16 protein-coding genes are annotated in these 17,309 nt (G+C 71.0%); 12 read left to right on the plus strand and 4 right to left on the minus strand.

From position 1 onward, the window contains the following. Positions 1-65: 65 nt before the first annotated feature. The 8 genes from FLP10_RS14495 to FLP10_RS14530 all read left to right on the plus strand — a co-directional run bounded on the left by FLP10_RS14495 (position 66) and on the right by FLP10_RS14530 (position 9,965). Positions 66-1,643: a sugar ABC transporter ATP-binding protein gene (locus tag FLP10_RS14495; protein WP_149161517.1), complete on the plus strand. Its 1,578-nt coding sequence runs from the start codon at positions 66-68 to the stop codon at positions 1,641-1,643. Next, the gene (locus tag FLP10_RS14500) at positions 1,640-2,707 is read left to right on the plus strand and encodes an ABC transporter permease (protein WP_149161518.1); all 1,068 of its coding nucleotides are present in this window, start codon (positions 1,640-1,642) and stop codon (positions 2,705-2,707) included. Before FLP10_RS14495 ends, FLP10_RS14500 begins: the two co-directional genes overlap by 4 nt. Then, a complete protein-coding gene (locus FLP10_RS14505; protein ID WP_149161519.1) occupies positions 2,704-3,741 on the plus strand; it encodes an ABC transporter permease in 1,038 nt (345 codons plus the stop codon). The genes FLP10_RS14500 and FLP10_RS14505 overlap by 4 nt, the downstream gene beginning before the upstream one ends. A gap of 281 nt (positions 3,742-4,022) precedes the next feature. Beyond that, entirely contained in the window at positions 4,023-5,624 is a 1,602-nt protein-coding gene (locus FLP10_RS14510) for a substrate-binding and VWA domain-containing protein (protein WP_149161520.1), read from the plus strand. Between the two features lie 96 nt (positions 5,625-5,720). Beyond that, the gene (locus FLP10_RS14515; RefSeq protein WP_149161521.1) at positions 5,721-7,409 is read left to right on the plus strand and encodes an ABC-F family ATP-binding cassette domain-containing protein; all 1,689 of its coding nucleotides are present in this window, start codon (positions 5,721-5,723) and stop codon (positions 7,407-7,409) included. Beyond that, on the plus strand, positions 7,406-7,711 hold the full coding sequence (locus tag FLP10_RS14520; protein ID WP_149161522.1) for an NIPSNAP family protein: 306 nt from the start codon (positions 7,406-7,408) through the stop codon (positions 7,709-7,711). Before FLP10_RS14515 ends, FLP10_RS14520 begins: the two co-directional genes overlap by 4 nt. Before the next feature lie 59 nt (positions 7,712-7,770). Then, positions 7,771-8,007: a hypothetical protein gene (locus FLP10_RS14525; protein ID WP_149161523.1), complete on the plus strand. Its 237-nt coding sequence runs from the start codon at positions 7,771-7,773 to the stop codon at positions 8,005-8,007. 131 nt (positions 8,008-8,138) lie between these two features. Next, positions 8,139-9,965: a lipase family protein gene (locus FLP10_RS14530; RefSeq protein WP_246150036.1), complete on the plus strand. Its 1,827-nt coding sequence runs from the start codon at positions 8,139-8,141 to the stop codon at positions 9,963-9,965. A gap of 42 nt (positions 9,966-10,007) precedes the next feature. Here FLP10_RS14530 and FLP10_RS14535 read toward each other — a convergent pair whose 3' ends face one another. Beyond that, on the minus strand, positions 10,008-10,505 hold the full coding sequence (locus tag FLP10_RS14535) for an ATP-dependent endonuclease (protein WP_149161524.1): 498 nt from the start codon (positions 10,503-10,505) through the stop codon (positions 10,008-10,010). Positions 10,506-10,627: 122 nt separating this feature from the next. On the opposite strand from FLP10_RS14535, the gene FLP10_RS14540 reads away from it, so the two are divergent. Both FLP10_RS14540 and FLP10_RS14545 read left to right on the plus strand, forming a co-directional pair. Then, entirely contained in the window at positions 10,628-11,149 is a 522-nt protein-coding gene (locus FLP10_RS14540; RefSeq protein ID WP_149161525.1) for an RNA polymerase sigma factor, read from the plus strand. An 86-nt stretch (positions 11,150-11,235) separates the two neighbouring features. Then, positions 11,236-12,585: a hypothetical protein gene (locus FLP10_RS14545; RefSeq protein ID WP_149161526.1), complete on the plus strand. Its 1,350-nt coding sequence runs from the start codon at positions 11,236-11,238 to the stop codon at positions 12,583-12,585. A 17-nt stretch (positions 12,586-12,602) separates the two neighbouring features. Here the strand turns inward: FLP10_RS14545 and FLP10_RS14550 are convergent, their stop codons facing one another. Continuing rightward, entirely contained in the window at positions 12,603-13,178 is a 576-nt protein-coding gene (locus tag FLP10_RS14550) for a 1-acyl-sn-glycerol-3-phosphate acyltransferase (protein WP_149161527.1), read from the minus strand. 106 nt (positions 13,179-13,284) lie between these two features. Here FLP10_RS14550 and FLP10_RS14555 point away from each other — a divergent pair, with 106 nt between their 5' ends. Further along, positions 13,285-14,127, plus strand: a complete 843-nt coding sequence (locus FLP10_RS14555; RefSeq protein ID WP_149161528.1) for a DNA-formamidopyrimidine glycosylase family protein — start codon at positions 13,285-13,287, stop codon at positions 14,125-14,127. Between the two features lie 187 nt (positions 14,128-14,314). Further along, positions 14,315-16,111, plus strand: coding sequence for a cell wall-binding repeat-containing protein (locus FLP10_RS14560; RefSeq protein WP_149161529.1), 1,797 nt, complete (start codon positions 14,315-14,317; stop codon positions 16,109-16,111). Positions 16,112-16,164: 53 nt separating this feature from the next. Here the strand turns inward: FLP10_RS14560 and FLP10_RS14565 are convergent, their stop codons facing one another. Both FLP10_RS14565 and FLP10_RS14570 read right to left on the minus strand, forming a co-directional pair. Continuing rightward, positions 16,165-16,524 carry a DUF4180 domain-containing protein gene (locus FLP10_RS14565; protein WP_149161530.1) on the minus strand — a complete coding sequence of 120 codons (360 nt, stop codon included), beginning with the start codon at positions 16,522-16,524 and terminating at the stop codon, positions 16,165-16,167. Positions 16,525-16,557: 33 nt separating this feature from the next. Next, complete coding sequence (locus FLP10_RS14570) at positions 16,558-17,289, minus strand: hypothetical protein (RefSeq protein ID WP_149161531.1); 732 nt, start codon at positions 17,287-17,289, stop codon at positions 16,558-16,560. Positions 17,290-17,309 lie beyond the last annotated feature (20 nt).

Consider the following 17,309-nt stretch of genomic DNA (forward strand, 5'->3'; position numbering starts at 1 on the left):
CGCACCTGACCGATCTGCACCCGCGCGCACGAACCGTGGCCGCGGAACAAGAACTGGAGCTTGCGATGACAGGATCGCATCCGATCGTCGAGATGCAGCGCATCTCGATTTCCTTCCCCGGGGTGAAGGCCCTCGACAGCGTGGATTTCCGCCTCTTCCAAGGTGAAGTCCACACCCTCATGGGGGAGAACGGCGCAGGGAAATCCACCCTCATCAAGGCGCTCACGGGCGTCTACAAGATCGACGAAGGCGAGATCCTCGTCGCCGGCGGTGCTCGCCGATTCACTGGAACGTCCGACGCGCAGAACGCCGGCATCTCGACCGTGTACCAAGAGGTGAACCTCTGCTCGAACCTCACCATCGGCGAGAACGTCATGCTCGGGCACGAGGTTCGCGGGCTGTTCGGCATCAAGTGGCGTGCGACGCACCGCCAGGCATCCCTCGTGCTCGAAAAGCTCGGTCTGGGCTACCTCGATCCGCGGCAGCCGCTCGGCTCGCTGTCGCTCGCCCTGCAGCAGCTGGTCGCGATCGGCCGGTCGATGGTCACCAACCCGAAGGTACTCATTCTCGACGAGCCGACGTCGAGCCTCGATGCGAACGAGGTCGAGCAGCTCTTCAAGATCATCCGACGCTTGCGCGACCAAGGTGTCGCCATCCTGTTCGTCTCGCACTTCCTCGATCAGGTGTACGCGATCAGCGACCGGCTGACCGTGCTGCGCAATGGCGGGTTCGTCGGCGAATACCTGCCGCGCGAGCTCGACCGTGCCCAGCTGATCGCGAAGATGATCGGCAAAGACATCGCAGCGCTTCGCGCCCTCGACTCGCAGAGCGCTCGACGCGAGCACCTGCACGACGAGGCGCCGATCTACCGTGCGCGGGGCATCGGCCGCAAGGGTGCGATCGACGAGACCGACCTCGAGTTGCACCGTGGCGAGATCGTGGGATTCGCCGGGCTGCTCGGCTCGGGTCGCACCGAGCTCGCGCGACTCGTCTACGGCGCGGATCGCCCCGATGGCGGCGACGTCGAGATCCGCGGCCGCAAGACCGATATCCACACCCCGGCCGCCGGGATGTCGTCGCGGATCGCCTTCTCGAGTGAGAACCGCCGCGACGAGGGGATCATCCGCGATCTGAGCGTTCGCGAGAATCTCATCCTCGGGGTACAGGCCAAGCGCGGCTGGGCGCGACCGCTCTCGCGCCGCGAGAAGGATGCGATCGTCTCGAAGTACCTCGCCGAGATGAACGTGCGCCCTGCCGACCCCAGCCGAGCCATCAGAAATCTCTCGGGTGGGAATCAGCAGAAGGTGCTGCTCGGTCGCTGGCTCGCCACCAAGCCCGAGATCCTCATCCTCGACGAGCCGACGCGAGGGATCGACGTCGGCGCGAAAGCCGAGATCCAAGAGCGGGTCATCGGGCTTGCCGATGAGGGCGTCTCCGTCGTCTTCATCTCCTCCGAGTTGGAGGAGGTCGTCCGATTGAGCGATCGTATCGTCGTCCTCAAGGACCATCGTAAGATCGCCGAGATCGTCAATGGTCCCGACATCACCGCAGAGTCAATCGTCACGGCCATCGCAGAGGAGAACGACGGCGCCGCCGTCGCTGCCCTCGTGAAGGACGCCAACGCCAAGGAGGCCGCTCGATGAGCGACACCCCGACCCGATCGTCCCGCTTCTTCACCGAGCTGGTGCGAACGCCGTATTTCTGGGGGGGCGTGGCGATCCTCTTGCTGCTCCTCGTGAACGTCCTGAAAGATCCCGGCTACCTGGCCGTCACCGTCAACCCGACGAGCGGCAACCTCGTCGGCAACCTGATCGACATCCTCCGCGCGTCGGCGCCGATCCTCATGATCGCGGTCGGCATGTGCCTGGTCGTGGCAACAGGCGGGATCGATCTCTCCGTCGGATCGGTGATGGTCGTCGCCGGCGCCGTCTCGATGGAGTTCCTCGCAGCCGCGGACGCGCCCGACTCGGTGGGTGCCGCCTTCGCGGCCTTCGGGCTCGCCATCGCGGTGAGCGCCGTGCTGGGCGTCGTCAACGGCGTCCTCGTCTCGGTCGTCGGCCTGCAGCCGTTCATCAGCACGCTCGTCATCATGCTCGCGGGTCGTGGACTCGCGAAGGTCATCACGGGCGGCCAGAACACCGCGGCCCACAACGACGCGTTCCGGTGGATCGCGAACGGCTACGTGCTCGGCCTGCCCGTCGTCTTCCTGCTCGCGATCCTCGTCGTGATCGCCGTCGGCCTGCTCGTACGGCGCAGCGCGCTCGGGCTCATGCTCGAGGCGGTGGGAATGGACCCGAAGGCCGCTCGGCTGGCGGGGGTCAACCGTCGCGGCCTCTTGATGACGGTGTATATCGTCAGCGCCGTTCTCGCAGGCATCGCCGGCGTGTTCGCGACGGCGAGCGTCATGACCGTCGACGTTTCGCGCACCGGATACCAACTCGAACTCGACGCGATTCTCGCTGTCGTCATCGGCGGCACTTCGCTGGCCGGCGGCAAGTTCAGCATCACGGGTGCCGTCGTCGGCGCCCTGCTGATCGCGACCCTCGACAAGACCATCGTGTTCCTCGGAATCTCCTCGTCGGCGACGCCTGCGTTCAAAGCCGTCGTCATCGTCATCCTGTGCCTCCTGCAGTCCGAGCGGGTTCAGCAGATGTTCCGCCAGCGCCGCCTTCCGCGGACTCCGAAGAAGGAGGTCGTCCCCGCATGACCATTACCACCCTCCCTCCGCACGCCAGTGAACAGCCGACCGAATCCGGCTTCCGCCACTGGATGAGACTGCACTTGGATCTGCTGCCCACGGCGGCTGCGGTCGTGATCTTCATCGGGATGATCATCTACGGCGAGATCGCCTATGGGCGCATCGTGCAGGCCAGCACCGTGTCCAACCTGCTGATCAACAACGCGCACCTCATCATCCTCGCGGTCGGTCTCACCTTCGTGATCTTGACGGGCGGCATCGACCTCTCCGTGGGCGCCATCATCGCGTTCAGCAGCGTCGCCGGCGTCATGCTGATCAACGCCGGATGGAACCCGTGGCTCGCCGTGCTGATCATGATCGTGAGCGGCTCGGCCTTCGGAGCCGTCTCGGGAATTCTGATCCAGTACTACAACGTGCAGCCGTTCATTGCGACGCTCGCGATGATGTTCCTCGGTCGGGGCCTGGCCTCGATGCTGAGCACGGTACCCCAGCGAATCGGCGATGACTCGCCGGTCAGGATCCTCGCCGCGCAGATGAAGCTCATCGACGGACCGAAGGTCAACGACCTCGTCGTGACACCAGGTGTCATCATCGCCTTCGGGATCGTGATCATCGCCTTCTTCGTGCTCCACCGAACCCGCATGGGCCGCACGGTCTACGCGATCGGCGGATCCGAGCAGTCGGCCGGGCTCATGGGGCTTCCTGTGCCGAAGACGAAGGTGTGGGTCTACGTCATCAGCGGCACGCTCGCCGGCATCGCCGCGGTCGTCTACACCGCCCGGCTGGGCAGCGCTCAGAACATCACCGGCATCGGGTGGGAGCTCGACGCGATCGCCGCGACGGTGATCGGTGGCACGCTCCTCACCGGTGGAGTCGGCTTCGTGCTCGGCTCGGTGATCGGTGCGCTCGTGCTCGGTCTCATGAATGTGCTGATCACCCGCGATGGCGGCATTCCGCCCGAGGCCACCACCATCATCACCGGCGGAATCCTGCTGGTGTTCGTGCTCCTCCAGCGTGCCGTGCTCGCGCGCAGACGAGAGTGACCACGCTGCGACCGTGACCGCGCGGGCCGTCGAACCGAGGAGCATCGACGGCCCGCGCGGTCAGAACCGAAGGTGGCGGCGATACAGACCGGTACGCAACGAAGCGGAAGGGGTGCGATCGATGAACACGATGCGTTGTCGTGCACTGGAGCGCGGGATCGTCCGGTCCCGGTCGAGCGCCCGCTCGGTGGCCGCCAGGAAGGAGCACTCCGTTGGGTCGTCATAGCACCCCCGCTCCGACCAAGACCGACGGCTGGTCGCGGCCCCGTCTTCTGCCGATCATGGCGATCGCCCTCACCGCGGTCATCGTCATCACCGGCGGGCTCATCTGGATCGGCGGCAGCCTGTCGCCGCTGCTCGCGTCAGCAGAAGCGGGCTGCCCCTCGGTCGACGAGTTCACCGTCGTCGCCGACCCATCCGTCGTACCCGTCGTCGAGCAGATCGCGGCCGACTTCGACGCCGAATACGACGGCTGCATCCGTACCGTGATCCGTTCGCAGACGGCGGCCGACACCGTCGCGCTCGTGGCCGCCGGCGGACTCGACGCCGATGTGTGGCTGCCCGACTCGAGCGTCTGGATCGAACGGGCCGTCGGTCTCTCCCGATCGCTCGGGCGCCCGGCCCCGTCGATCGAATCCCGCGGATCGATCGCGACCTCGCCCGTCGTGTTCGCCGCGCCGGCGTCGAGTGCGCAGGCCATCGCCGCAGAACCCGTGACGTGGGAGCGCATACTCGACGGCGGTCTGACAGCGATACTCCCCGATCCGACCGTCTCGGCGCCGAGCCTGGCCGGACTCCTGGCGCTGAAGGCGCGCTCGTCGGATGCGGATGCTCGGCAGTTCTCGGCCGCGATGGTCGGACTGACCAAGTCGATCCCGGCCTCGACCGAAGCGGCGTTCAGTTCGGTGCCGTCATTGTCGGAGCCGACCGTCGTCATCACCAGCGAGGTGCTCGTCGCTCAGCACAACCTCGACGACGATTCGGAATTGCTCACCGTGGCGTACCCACCCGAGGGCACGGTCGCCGTCGATTACCCGTTCATCGCCGTCGCCGCCGGTACACGGGGGCACAAGGAACTCATCAAGACGTTCCACGACTCGCTGCGCACCTCGTCGCGGATCTTCCGTGCCGCGGGCTTCCGTGCTCCGAACGGCAGTGGCTACATCGAGATCGAGGGGTTGTCTTCGGCCGCGCCGATGCCGGCCCGAGGCTGGGACGGCGGGGGCCAGGTCGAACTCCTGAAGGCGTGGGCCGTGTTCTCGCTGCGGTCCCGCATGCTGGCGGTGATCGACGTCTCGGGCTCGATGGAGGAGCCCGCCGACAACGGCCTGCGTCGTATCGATATCTTCCAGCAGGCGGCGGGCGGTGCGCTGGCGAAGTTCTCGGGCGAAGTGCAGCTGGGCGTCTGGGTCTTCTCGACGGCGCGCAACGGCGAGCTCGACTACGAGGATCTGGCCCCGATCGAACCACTGGGCAACGCCGCACACCTCGCCGACGTTCAGCGCATCGTCGACTCGCTCCCGCAGCGACTCGGCGGCGCGACCGGCTTGTATGACACGACCCTCGCCGCAGTGCAGCGCGTTCGCGACTCCTACGACGCCGAGAAGATCAACACCGTCCTGCTCTTCACCGACGGCAGGAACGAGGACGAGAACGGCATCGACTTGCCCACGCTCGTGGCTGAGCTCGAGCGGCTCGACGATCGCGAGCGGCCCGTCCCCGTCATCGTGGTCGGCATCGGCCCTGACACCGACATGGCCGCGCTGCAACAGATCGCGAACGCGACCGGCGGCGCCGCGTACACGGCGACGAAGCCCGAGGACCTGAGCACGGTGCTCATCGACGCGCTCTCGCAACGCGACTGCCGTCCTGACTGCACCTGAGCGAGCCGAGCGCGAGGCCGCCGCACGGGGCATGCCGACACGCCGCGAGACGCGTGCGGGTGCGCGGGTGGCGACGCACCGGCCTAGGGTTGAGCGGTGACTGCAACCCTCGTTGCCCACGGGCTCGCCGGCGGATACGCGCACCGCACGCTGTTCGAGCAGCTCGACCTGACGGTCGCGCCGGGTGACGTGATCGGCGTCGTCGGTGCCAACGGCGCCGGCAAGTCGACGCTGCTGAGCATCCTGGGCGGTGCGATCGCCCCGCTGGCGGGCACGGTCGCGCTCGCCCCCGCCGACGCGTTCGTCGGCTGGCTGCCGCAGGAGCACGAGCGTGTCGAGGGCGAGACGATCGCGCAGTACGTCGCCCGGCGCACGGGCTGCACCGAGGCATCCATTCGGTTGGATGCCGCGGCCGAACTTCTGGCCGTGACCGACGTGCCCGACGGCGTCGACCCGGCCGACGAGTACTCGGTCGCGCTCGAACGCTGGCTCGCCTCGGGTGCCGCCGACCTCGACGAACGACTGCCGGGCGTGCTCGCCGAGCTCGGGCTCACCGTCGGCTCGGCCGACGGCGCGCGCGACGGCTCGGCGGTCACCGCCGACTCGCTCATGACCGGCCTCTCGGGCGGACAGGCCGCCCGGGTCGGCTTGGCTGCGCTCATCTGCTCGCGGTTCGACCTCGTGCTGCTCGACGAGCCGACGAACGACCTCGACCTCGACGGACTGGCGAGGCTCGAATCCTTCGTCACCGGGCTGCGAGGCGGGGTGGTGCTCGTCAGCCACGACCGCGAGTTCCTCGCTCGCACCGTGACGAAGGTGCTCGAACTCGACCTGGCGCAGCACTCCAACCGGCTCTACGGCGGCGGGTACGATGCCTACCTCGACGAGCGCGAGACCGTTCGCCGGCACGCCCGCGAGGAGTACGAGGAGTTCGCCGCGAAGAAGGCCGACCTCGTCGGACGCGCGCGCGTGCAGCGGGAATGGTCGAGCCAGGGCGTGCGCAACGCCATGAGGAAATCGCCCGACAACGACAAGATCCGTCGCAGGGCAGCGACCGAGTCGAGCGAGAAGCAGGCGCAGAAGGTGCGCCAGATGGAAAGCCGCATCGCACGCCTCGACGAGGTCGAGGAGCCGCGCAAAGAGTGGAAGCTCGAGTTCACCATCGGCCGGGCACCAAGGTCGTCGGCCGTCGTCGCGACCCTCGCCGAGGCATCCGTCACCCGCGGCGACTTCACCCTCGGGCCGATCTCGCTGCAGGTCTCGGGCGGCGACCGCATCGGCCTCACCGGACCCAACGGCGCCGGCAAGTCGACGCTGCTCGGGCTGCTGCTGGGGCGCATCGCGCCCGATGCGGGCCGGGCGAGCCTCGGGTCGTCGGTCGCGGTCGGCGAGATCGACCAGGCGCGTTCGCAGCTCGCGGGAGGCCAACCGCTCGCCGGCGCGTTCGAGGCGCTCGTGCCCGATCTCAGCTCGGGCGAGGTGCGCACGCTGCTCGCGAAGTTCGGCCTCAAGGCCGACCACGTGCTGCGTCCGGTCGACGCGCTCTCGCCCGGCGAGCGCACCCGCGCGGGCATGGCCCTGCTGCAGGCGCACGGCGTGAACGTGCTCGTGCTCGACGAGCCCACGAACCACCTCGACCTGCCCGCTATCGAGCAGGTCGAGCAGGCGCTCGACGGCTACGAGGGCACGCTGCTGCTCGTCACGCACGACCGGCGCATGCTCGAGCACGTGCGCCTCGACCGGCGCTGGCAGGTCGAACACGGAAAGGTCACCGAGCACGCATGATCACCATCCACCTGCGGTACGAGATCGACGCCGATCGGCTCGCCGACTTCGAGGAGTACGGGCGGAGGTGGATCCGGCTCGTGAACCGGCTGGGCGGCACGCACCACGGGTACTTCCTGCCGAGCGAGGGCGACAGCGACGTGGCGTACGCGCTCTTCACATTCCCTTCGCTCGCCGACTACGAGCAGTACCGCATCGCCGCCGCGACCGACGCCGAGTGCGCGGAGGCGTACCGGTTCGCGCAGGAGACGAGGTGCATCCGGCGGTACGAGCGCCGGTTCCTCACTCCGATGTTCGACTGACGCGTGCGCCAGCGCGCGGGCGATTGGGCTCCCGCGCGGCGATACCCCATGATGGTGCGGTGGACGCCGGACTGATCTTCGCCTTCATCTGGAGCGTGCTCGCCATCGGTTGGGGCGCGCTGCTCGTCGTCAAACGCGACGACCTCGCCAAGGGCTCGCGGCAGCAGGAGTCGAAGGGGCTCGGGGCGACCCGGCGCTGGTCGCTGTCGGCGCGGGCGGTCGGATGGGTCGGGGTCGTGTTCCTCCTCGTCGGTGTCGTCACGCTCGTGCTCGGGATCGTCGGCGCGACCAGATAGGGCGCGCGCCCGGCCGCCGGCGCGCCCGGCCGCCGGCGCGCCCGGCCGCCGGCGCGCCGAACGGGTTCGACGCGGAAGGTCGCCGACGGTTGCGCGGCCGTGGTCGCTAGCATCGGATCGATCGTCGGGCGATGGGGGAGCAGATGGCGTCATGGCGACGGATCCGCGACTGGTTCCCGACGCTCCCGCGCTGGGTGCGGGCGGTGGTCGGCGTCGTGGCGATCGTGCTGGGCGCCGTCATCCTCGTGCGACCGACGACCGCGCTCGGGGTGCTGGCGATCCTCATCGGCGCCGGCCTGATCCTCACGGGCATCCTCGAGGCCGCCGGCGGCGGCGAGCACGGCGGCGAGCACGACGGCGAGCACGGCGACGGCGCGCGCACGCCGCGGTGGCGTCTGCTGATGGCGGCGATCTGGGTCGTGCTCGGCGTCGCCGTGCTCGCCTGGCCGGGGCTGACGGTGCGCGCGCTCGCCGTCGTGGTGGCGATCGGGCTCATCGTGAACGGCGTGCTCTCGGCGGTCTCGGCGTTCCGCGCGAGCCGGACGGTCGACGCCCGCGTGGCCGCCGCCCTGCTCGGGGCGGCCGGCATCGTGTTCGGCCTGCTCGCACTGCTGTGGCCCGACATCACGCTCATCGTCGTCGCGGTCGTCTTCGGCGCCCGGCTCATCATCATCGGTGCATTGGAGTTCTGGCACGCGGTGCGAGGCACCGCCCGCACGACGGTGACGGATGCTCCGCCGACGGTGTTCGCCCGCTGGGCGCGCACGATCGCGGCCGTGCTCGCCCTGGTCGTCGCGATCGGCGCGGGAGCGGTCAGCGCGACGCTGCGCGGTGGTTCCCCCGTCGTCGACGAGTTCTACGCGGCGCCGCGCGACGTGCCCGACGAACCGGGCCGGCTCATCCGCGCCGAACCGTTCACGCGCGAAGTTCCCGACGACGCCCTCGCCTGGCGCATCCTCTACACGACCACTGATCTCGCGGGCGACGCGGCGGTGGCGAGCGGCCTGGTCGTGGTGCCCGCCGAGGGCGACGGCGACTGGCCGGTCGTCGATTGGGCGCACGGCACGACGGGTGTCGCCCAGCAGTGCGCTCCCTCGCTGCTCGCCCAGCCGTTCGAGTCGGGAGCGATGTTCCTGCTGCCGCAGATCGTCGAGCAGGGGTGGGCGTTCGTCGCCACCGACTACCTCGGCCTCGGCACGCCGGGGCAGCATCCGTACCTGGTCGGTCCGCCGAGCGCGTCCGCGGTGCTCGACGCCCGTCGCGCCGCGGCCGAGCTCGACGGGGCGCGGCTCGGCGACCGGACGGTCGTGTGGGGCCATTCGCAGGGCGGCGGCGCCGCGCTGTGGACGGGTGCGCTCGCCGACGAGTACGCGCCCGAGCTCGAGCTCGACGGCGTCGCGGCGCTGGCGCCCGCGGCGAACCTGCCCGCGCTCGTCGACCACCTGCCCGACGTCACCGGCGGCAGCATCTTCGGAGCCTTCACGGTCGTCGCCTACTCCGCGATCTACGACGACGTCACCACCCGCGAGTACGTTCGCCCGGGCGCCGAGGTCACCGTTCGCCGCATCGCGAGCCGGTGCCTGTCGGAACCGGGGACGGCCGCGTCGCTCGTCACCCTGTTCGGGCTTGCCCAGGATCCCGAGCTCCTCGCCGAGGACCCGACGACCGGCGCGTTCGGCGCGCGCCTGACCGAGAACGTCCCGCCGCCCACGATCTCGGCGCCGGTCTTCTTCGGCCAGGGCGGTGCCGACGGCCTCATCGTCCTCGACGCGCAGGCCCCGATCGTCGACGACCTGTGCGCGGCCGGCGCACGGGTCGACGTCCGTGTCGTCGCCGACCGCGGCCACGTGCCGCTCGTCGAGCCCGACTCGCCGCTCGTGCCGCAGCTCGTCGCGTGGACCGCCGCCCGCTTCGCCGGCGAACCCGTCGACGACGGTTGCAGCAGGACCGAGTTGTGATCCGCGCGACGTGACGTCGGCATGATCGGCGGCGTCAGCCGATCACGCGGTGGCCGCATCGAACAGCGCCGCAAGCGGCGCCGGCACCCGATCGAACGGCACTGCCTCGGCGAGCAGGCGGGCGTAGCGCAGCTTGTTGCCACTGCGTCCGCCGAAGAAGCGCGCGAGCTGCACCTGGATCGGGCGTTCGCGCAGGGCGGGCTGGCGCTGGAGCTTTCGGAACGAATCGAGCTCGCCCTGCTCGCGGACGACCTCGAGCGTGCCGTCGATGCCGAGCGCGCGCACGAACTCCGCCTCGAGGTCGGGATCGCACACGAACACGGTGTCGATGACCGATTCGAAGTCGCGGCGCTCGCCGGCGTCGACGAGCCCGATGAGCCGTGTCGCGGGATGGGCGGCGATCGCACGCGGCGCGTTCTTCGATCCGCCGATCGGCACGACCGGCGGCAGATCGACGCCGAGCCGGGCGGCCAGGGTCTCGACCGCGATGCGGTCGCTGTCGCCCTCGACGAGGATGATCGTGCCCGAGGCATCCGTCATCCTCGGATCCTAGGCGTGCGCCATCGTGCGCGCCCGTGCAAGACTCACGGAACTCGCGACACAAGCAGGGTGTGACGACCGCGAGCACCGCAGCTGACGCCGACCCGACCGAGGAGGTGGCGATGTCCGACGGCACCGCCGCACCCGCCACCAGCGACGACCTGGCGTGGTTCACCGGCGTCGTCCGCGAGCACTCGACCGCCCTCGTGCGCTACTTCGCGCGCCGCGGGCCCCGCCAGGACGCCGACGATCTCGCCGCCGACGTGTTCGCGACCGCGTGGCGGCGCCGTGACGACGTGCCGCGTGAGGCGGTGCTGCCGTGGCTCTACCGGACGGCCGGATTCACGCTCGCGAACCACCGCCGCAAGCTCGTCGACCTGCCGGTCGGCGACGTGCCCGAGGCATCCGCCGATCGTGTCGAGGGCGATCCCGAGCTCAGCGCACTCTTCGACGCCGAACTGCGCGGCGCGCTCGAGAGCGTCGGCGAACGCGATCGCCGCATCCTGCTGCTGCACGCGTGGGAGGGCCTGGACGGCGAGGAACTCGCGCAGGTGCTCGGCATCTCGCGCTCAGGGGCGGATGCCGCGCTCTCACGCGCCCGCAAGCGCCTGCGTGACGCGTGGGGCGAGCGGCTGACGTTCTGAGCGCGCTGCCTCGCGGCCAACGGTGCAAGGTTCGGCGGGTTCGCCACACATTCCTCAGTGAACCCGCCCCACGGAAGGTGATCCGCATGTCCCACCACGACGACGACCTCGACCCGCTTGAGCGACTCCGCGCCGCCGACCCCGCGGCCGGTGTCGAACCGCGCGACGGATTCGTCGACGACGTCGTCGCGTCGGTGGACGCCGCGGCGAGCGACGCGGCACCCGTGCCGCTCGACGCATCCGACCCGACCTCGCCCGCCGTCGCCGACCTCGCGACCGAGCGCGCGCGACGTCGCCCGCGCTGGATCGCGCTCGTCGGCGCCGCTGCTTCGCTCGCGGTGGTCGGCGCGGTCGGCTACGGTGTGGGCGCCGCGACGGGCGGGCAGCCGGCGCCGGTCGCTGCGCCGCCGATCACGCTCGGAGAAGGCGGCGTCACCGAGGAGGCCCCGATGGCCGGCACCCCCGGTATCGACAGCGCCGTCGGCGGGGCCAAGATGTCGGCGCGCGACGCGATGGCGTACCCGGGCTGGTCGGGGCGGAACGAGTTCCACGCGTCGGGCCTGTCGACCGAATCGGGCACGGCCGCCGGCTACGGCTACGACGCCCGGTCGCGGTCGAACGCCGAGACCGTGAACGCGCTCGCCGCGGCGCTCGGCCTCGCCGGCACCGCCGAGGTCTCGGCGGGCGCGTGGGTCGTCGGCCCCAACGACGGCACCGGGCCGACCCTCACCGTCGGACTCGACGGCACGCTGAGCTTCTCGTACTACAACCCCTCCGTCGACCCGTGGGTGTGCGACACCCCCGATGCGCCGTGCACGCCGACCGGTGAACCGCCCGCCGAGCAGGCGGCGATCGACGCACTGCGCTCGCTCATCGCGGCGGCCGGTGACGACCCCGACGCGTACGAGTACGAGGCGCCGACGTACGAGGGCGCCGTCACCCGGACCGCGCAGGCCTGGCCGCTGCTCGATGGGCAGCGCCTCGACCAGGCGTGGTGGCTCGAGCTCACCGCCGACGGCGTGTACTCCGCGTCGGGCTCGCTGGCCGAGCTGGTGCCGCTCGGCGACTACCCGATCGTGAGCGAGCAGGCGGCGTTCGAGCGACTGAGCGATCCGCGATTCGGTGCCCAGCTCGGCGTCATGCCGCTCGCCGCCGAGGCCCGAGCCGATGTCGCGGTCGGAGACCAGGTCAGCCCCGACGTGCCGGTGACGTGGGAACCGCCCACCGAGCCGCCGGCCGTGCCCGCCGCCGGTGCGATCGTGTCGTGGCCGGTGCACGACGTCGAGATCGTCGAGGCCCGGCTCGGCTTCGCCACCCAGTGGCAGCACGACGGCAGCGTGCTCGTGGTGCCGGCCTACGCGTTCACCGACGCCGGCGGGGGCATCTGGTCCGTCATCGCGGTCGCCGACGAGTCGCTCGACTTCGCGTCGCGGTAGGCGCTGCGCGCCTGGGCTCAGGCGTCGGGCAGTTCCGACGCGAGCCGCGGCTCGGTGCGCAGTTCCGGGCGGAAGCCGGCCTTATCGGCGTAGAACGCGCGGATGACGTCCATGTCGGCCTGGACGTCGCCCGTGAGCTCGATCGTCGGGCCGAGGCCGGTCGTCATGGTCGTGCGGTCGACGTAGCCCAGCGTGACGGGCATGCCGGTCTCGCGGGCGATGCGGTAGAAACCGCTCTTCCAGTGGGCGTTCGCGCCGCGGGTGCCGTCAGGCGTGACGACGAGCCCGAACCGCTCGCCTGCGCGCACGCGTGCCACGACCTCGGCGACGACGCGGCCCGGGTCGGACCGGTCGACCGGAATACCGCCGAGCGCGCGCATGATCGGGCCCCTCCAGCCGGCGAAGAGGCTCTTCTTGCCGAGCCAGCGGATGTCGATCCCGAGCCGCCACGCGATGCCGAGCATGAGCAGGAAGTCCCAGTTCGACGTGTGCGGCGCACCGATCAGCACCGTGGGGCGGACGGGTGCGGGTTCGGTGGCGAGCGTCCATCGACTGCACGCCCAGTAGACGCGGGATGCGAGTCGTCGGAGCATCCGGCAACCGTACGCGAGCGGGCATGCCGAGACCGGCATATCGTCGGGCGCCCGGTGCGCCGGGGTGCTGCTGGTGCGTGTCGGCGGCCCGTGCAAGGCTGAGGGCATGCCCGAGTCGCCAGAGGTGCAGGCCCTCGCCGACGAGCTCGACGCACGGTTGACCGGCCGCGCGCTGGCCGAGGTCGACGTGGTCGAATTCCGTGTCGTGAAGACCCGCAGCCGGCCGCCCGAGGGGCTCGTGGGGCAGCAGGTCGCGCACGTCGGCCGGTTCGGCAAGTTGCTCGACGTCGGGTTCGGCAGCGGCGCGCACCTGATCGTCTCGCTGGGCCGGCACGGCTGGGCGCGGTACGGCCAGAGCGAGGCGGATGCCGCGGCGCCCGCCGGGGCGGTCACGCTGCTGTCGCTCGGCTTCGATGACGGAATCGTCGTCGAACTCACCGACGCCGGCGACTGGGTCTCGCTCGGCTGCTGGGTGGTCGACACTCCTGCCGATGTGCCGGCGGTCGCGAAGCTCGGCCCCGACCCCGCCGACCCGGCGTTCTCGCGCGCTGAGTTCGACCGCGCCTTCGTCGGGCGACGCAAGCAGCTGAAGGCCGTGCTGCAGGAGCAGGAGTCGCTCGCCGGCATCGGCAACGCGTACTCCGACGAGATCCTCTTCGTCGCGCGGCTCTCGCCGGTCGCGCACGCGTCGATGCTCGACGTCGAGGCGCTCGACCGGCTGTTCGCCGCCACGGTCGACGTGGTGCGCACGGCCGTCGCCGAGCGGCGAGGCATCCCCATCGATCGCCTCAAGCAGGCGAAGGTCGACGCGATGCTGGTCCACGGGCGCACCGGTGAACCGTGCCCCGGGTGCGGGGGAGCGGTGCGCGACTTCTCGTTCGCGAGCACCATGGCCCAGTACTGCCCCGATTGCCAGACCGGCGGCGAGATCCTGCCGCTCAAGGGCTGACGCGCATCGTCGTGAGGACGACCGAGGCACTGCGTGGCCGGGCCGCACCGAACTCGAGCCCGTGGCGTCCGAGCGGGTCGCCGGAACGCCGCCCGTCGACCGCGGCGCCCGACCGTCCTACACTGCGAAGGACGGGGTGTCCCGCGTACGGGGGTAGGCGGCACACCATGACGGCAGGGGGAGCCGCATGCGTGCACGCGAGCGGATCGGGGCGGTCGCGTTCGCGACGCTCCTGATGACGGGGGTCGGCGCCGCGCCGGCCGACGCCGGAAGTGCGATGGGTCTGTCGGCCGCGGAGTCGACGCCACCCGCGGATACGGCGCCGTCGACGCCGCCTTCCGGGACCGGATCCACCCCGTCGACCCCGCCCGGGGAGACCGAACCGCCGAGTCAGACCGCGCCGCCGAGCGAAACTGCGCCGCCGAGCGAAACTGCGCCGCCGAGCCAGACCGCGCCGCCGAGCCAGACCGCGCCGCCGAGCGAAACTGCGCCGCCGAGCGAGACCGCGCCGCCGAGCGAGACCGCGCCGCCGAGCAAGACTCCGCGGCCGAGCGAGACGGTACCGCCGACCACGGGCCTACCCGAGCTGCCAGGGGCATCCGACCCCCTCGCCCGCGCGCTCGCGGCGCCCGCGACCGTCATCACGCAGTTCGTTCCGGGCGTGCACCGGCTCGCGGGCGTCGACCGCTACGGCACCGCGGTGACGGTCTCGCAGCGGTATTCGGCAGGGGTCCCCGTCATCTATCTCGCGACGGGGGCCGACTTCCCCGACGCCCTCGGCACGGCCGCCGCGGCGGCGCGGGCCGGTGGGCCGCTGCTGCTCACCCAGCCGACTGCCCTGCCCGGTGTCACGCGCGACGAGATCCGGAGGCTGGCGCCGGCTCGTGTCGTCGTCGTCGGCGGGCCGGTCGTGATCGCCGACAAGGTGCTCGCCGAAGTCGCCGCGCTGGTGCCGACCGCGCGGGTGGTGCGGATCAACGGCGGTGATCGGTACGAGACCGCCGAACGCATCGCGCTCGATGCCTTCTCCGCCGCGACCGAGGCGTACGTCGCGACCGGCCGCGACTACCCCGACGCGCTCAGCGCATCATCGGCGGGTGGCACCCGCGGGGCGCCGGTGTTCCTCGTCGACGGGCTCGCGACCTACGTGCGGTCGACCACGATCGCGGCGTTGCGCCAACTCGGGGTGCGCACCGTTCGCATCGCCGGCGGTGCCGGCGCGGTGAGCCCCGGCGTTCAGCAGTCGCTGGTGGCGAACGGGTTCTCGGTCGTGCGGCATGAGGGATTCGACCGCTACCTCACGGCCGCATCGATCAACACCGCCGCGTTCGCGGGCAATTCTCCGGTTCGCAACGTCTTCCTCGCATCGGGCGACGGATTCGCGGATGCACTGGCGGGCGCGGCGTTGGCCGGAGCCACCGCCTCGCCGCTCTACGTCACCCGCACCACGTGCATCCCGTACCCGGTCGCCGCGGCGATCTCGGGGCTCTCGCCGAGCACCAGGGTCGTGCTCGGCGGCACCCAGGTGGTCGGCATCGAGGTGGAGCGCGGTGTCGCGTGCGCGATGGAGTGGGCGAAGCCGGCCGAGGGGCGCATCACCGACAACTTCGGTCCGCGGGCGCCGATCTGCACGCCCGGCGGCTGCACGCAGTCCTTCCATCGGGGTACCGACATCGGCACGGGATGCTGGGCGCCGGTACTCGCCGCATCGGGCGGTCGGGTGCTCATCGCCGGACGACTCGGCACCCTGGGCAACTTCATCAAGCTCTCGCACAACTCGTCGATCGAGACGGGGTACGCCCACCTCGTCGACGGCGGGATCCTCGTCTCGCCGGGGCAGTACGTCGCGGCCGGGCAGCAGATCGGCTGGACGGGCGCGACGGGCGCGGCGACCGGATGCCACCTGCACTACGAGGTGTCGCAGGACGGCACGCAGATCGACGCGGTGCCGTTCATGCGATTGCGCGGCGTGCCGCTGGGGTGAACCGGCGCGGCGGGTCGAGGGCGGGGTGGGTCGGCTGAGCCGACAGGGTGGGCTCAGCCGCGGAGTCGCTCGGCCAACGCCGCCTCGTCGGCCACGAACCAGACGTGATCGCCGCGGTTCGATTCACGTACCCAGTCGCGGAACGCCCGGCTCGCGGACTCGTAGGCGGTGACGTCGCCCACCACGGCGAGACGAATGCGGTAGTTCACGAACTTCTGCGCCACCGCACCGGCGAAGCCCGAGGCGAGGTCGAAGAACCGCGGGTCGAGCCGCGCGACCGGAACCGCGACGGTGTCGCGCGCGTTGGCCCACGCGTCGCCGATCAGGTCGCTCGTGTCATCGGAGGTCGACACCAGCGGCCCCGCCGGATCGAGGTGCAGCACGCGGTCGGGGTCGTGGCGTTCGGTCGACATGCGGCCACGCTAGCGGCCCGCCGACGCGCCACGCTAGCGGGGGAGCGAGGCGGTCGTGTCAGCCGGTGGCGACGACTCGATGCACGAGACGTTGCTGATCCAGCCGAACGCGTAGTCGTCCTCGCCGAACGCGATCTCGATCGCCTCGCCGGCCGCGACGTCGGTGCGGCTGATCTGGTGTGTGAGCTCGCCGTCGCCGTCGGGGTCGTTCGAGAACGAGGTCTGGATCGAGATCAGGTCGCACGCCGCCTCGGGGATCACGGCCACCTCCCAGCAGCCGAGCTCGTGCTCGGCCGCGCACAGGTGGTCGAGGCGACCGTCGTTGTAGAGCTCGAGCGCGGCGGGGAACCAGAACTCGAGCTCGTCGGACGAGATCCGTTCGACGGCGGGCTGCGCCTCGTCGTCGGTGATTCCGCCGCCCCACAGGTCGCCGCCCTGCCCGCCCTGCCCCGCCTGCGACCAGCGCGCGACCACCGGCGCCGAGAGCACGGCGCCGATGCCCGCGCCGATGACCGTCGCGAGCGTGAGGACGCTCGCGAGCACGATGCCGGTGATCGCCGCGCCCGAGAGTCGCACCTCGGGTGCGCTCGCGGGCGGAGCCGGCGCGGGCCGGGCGGGCGGGGGCCAGGCGGGCGCGGGCCAGGCGGCCGCGGGTGACGTCCACGCGGTCGTCGGATGCTCCGTCGCTTCCCGCGACGGGGCTGCCGACGGCGGGGGCGATGGCAAGACGGACGCGGGCGGCGTCCAGGGTGTGTTCGGGTCCACAGGCGAATCCTAGGCAGTGC

This window comes from Agromyces intestinalis (genome assembly GCF_008365295.1).
GTDB lineage: Bacteria > Actinomycetota > Actinomycetes > Actinomycetales > Microbacteriaceae > Agromyces > Agromyces intestinalis.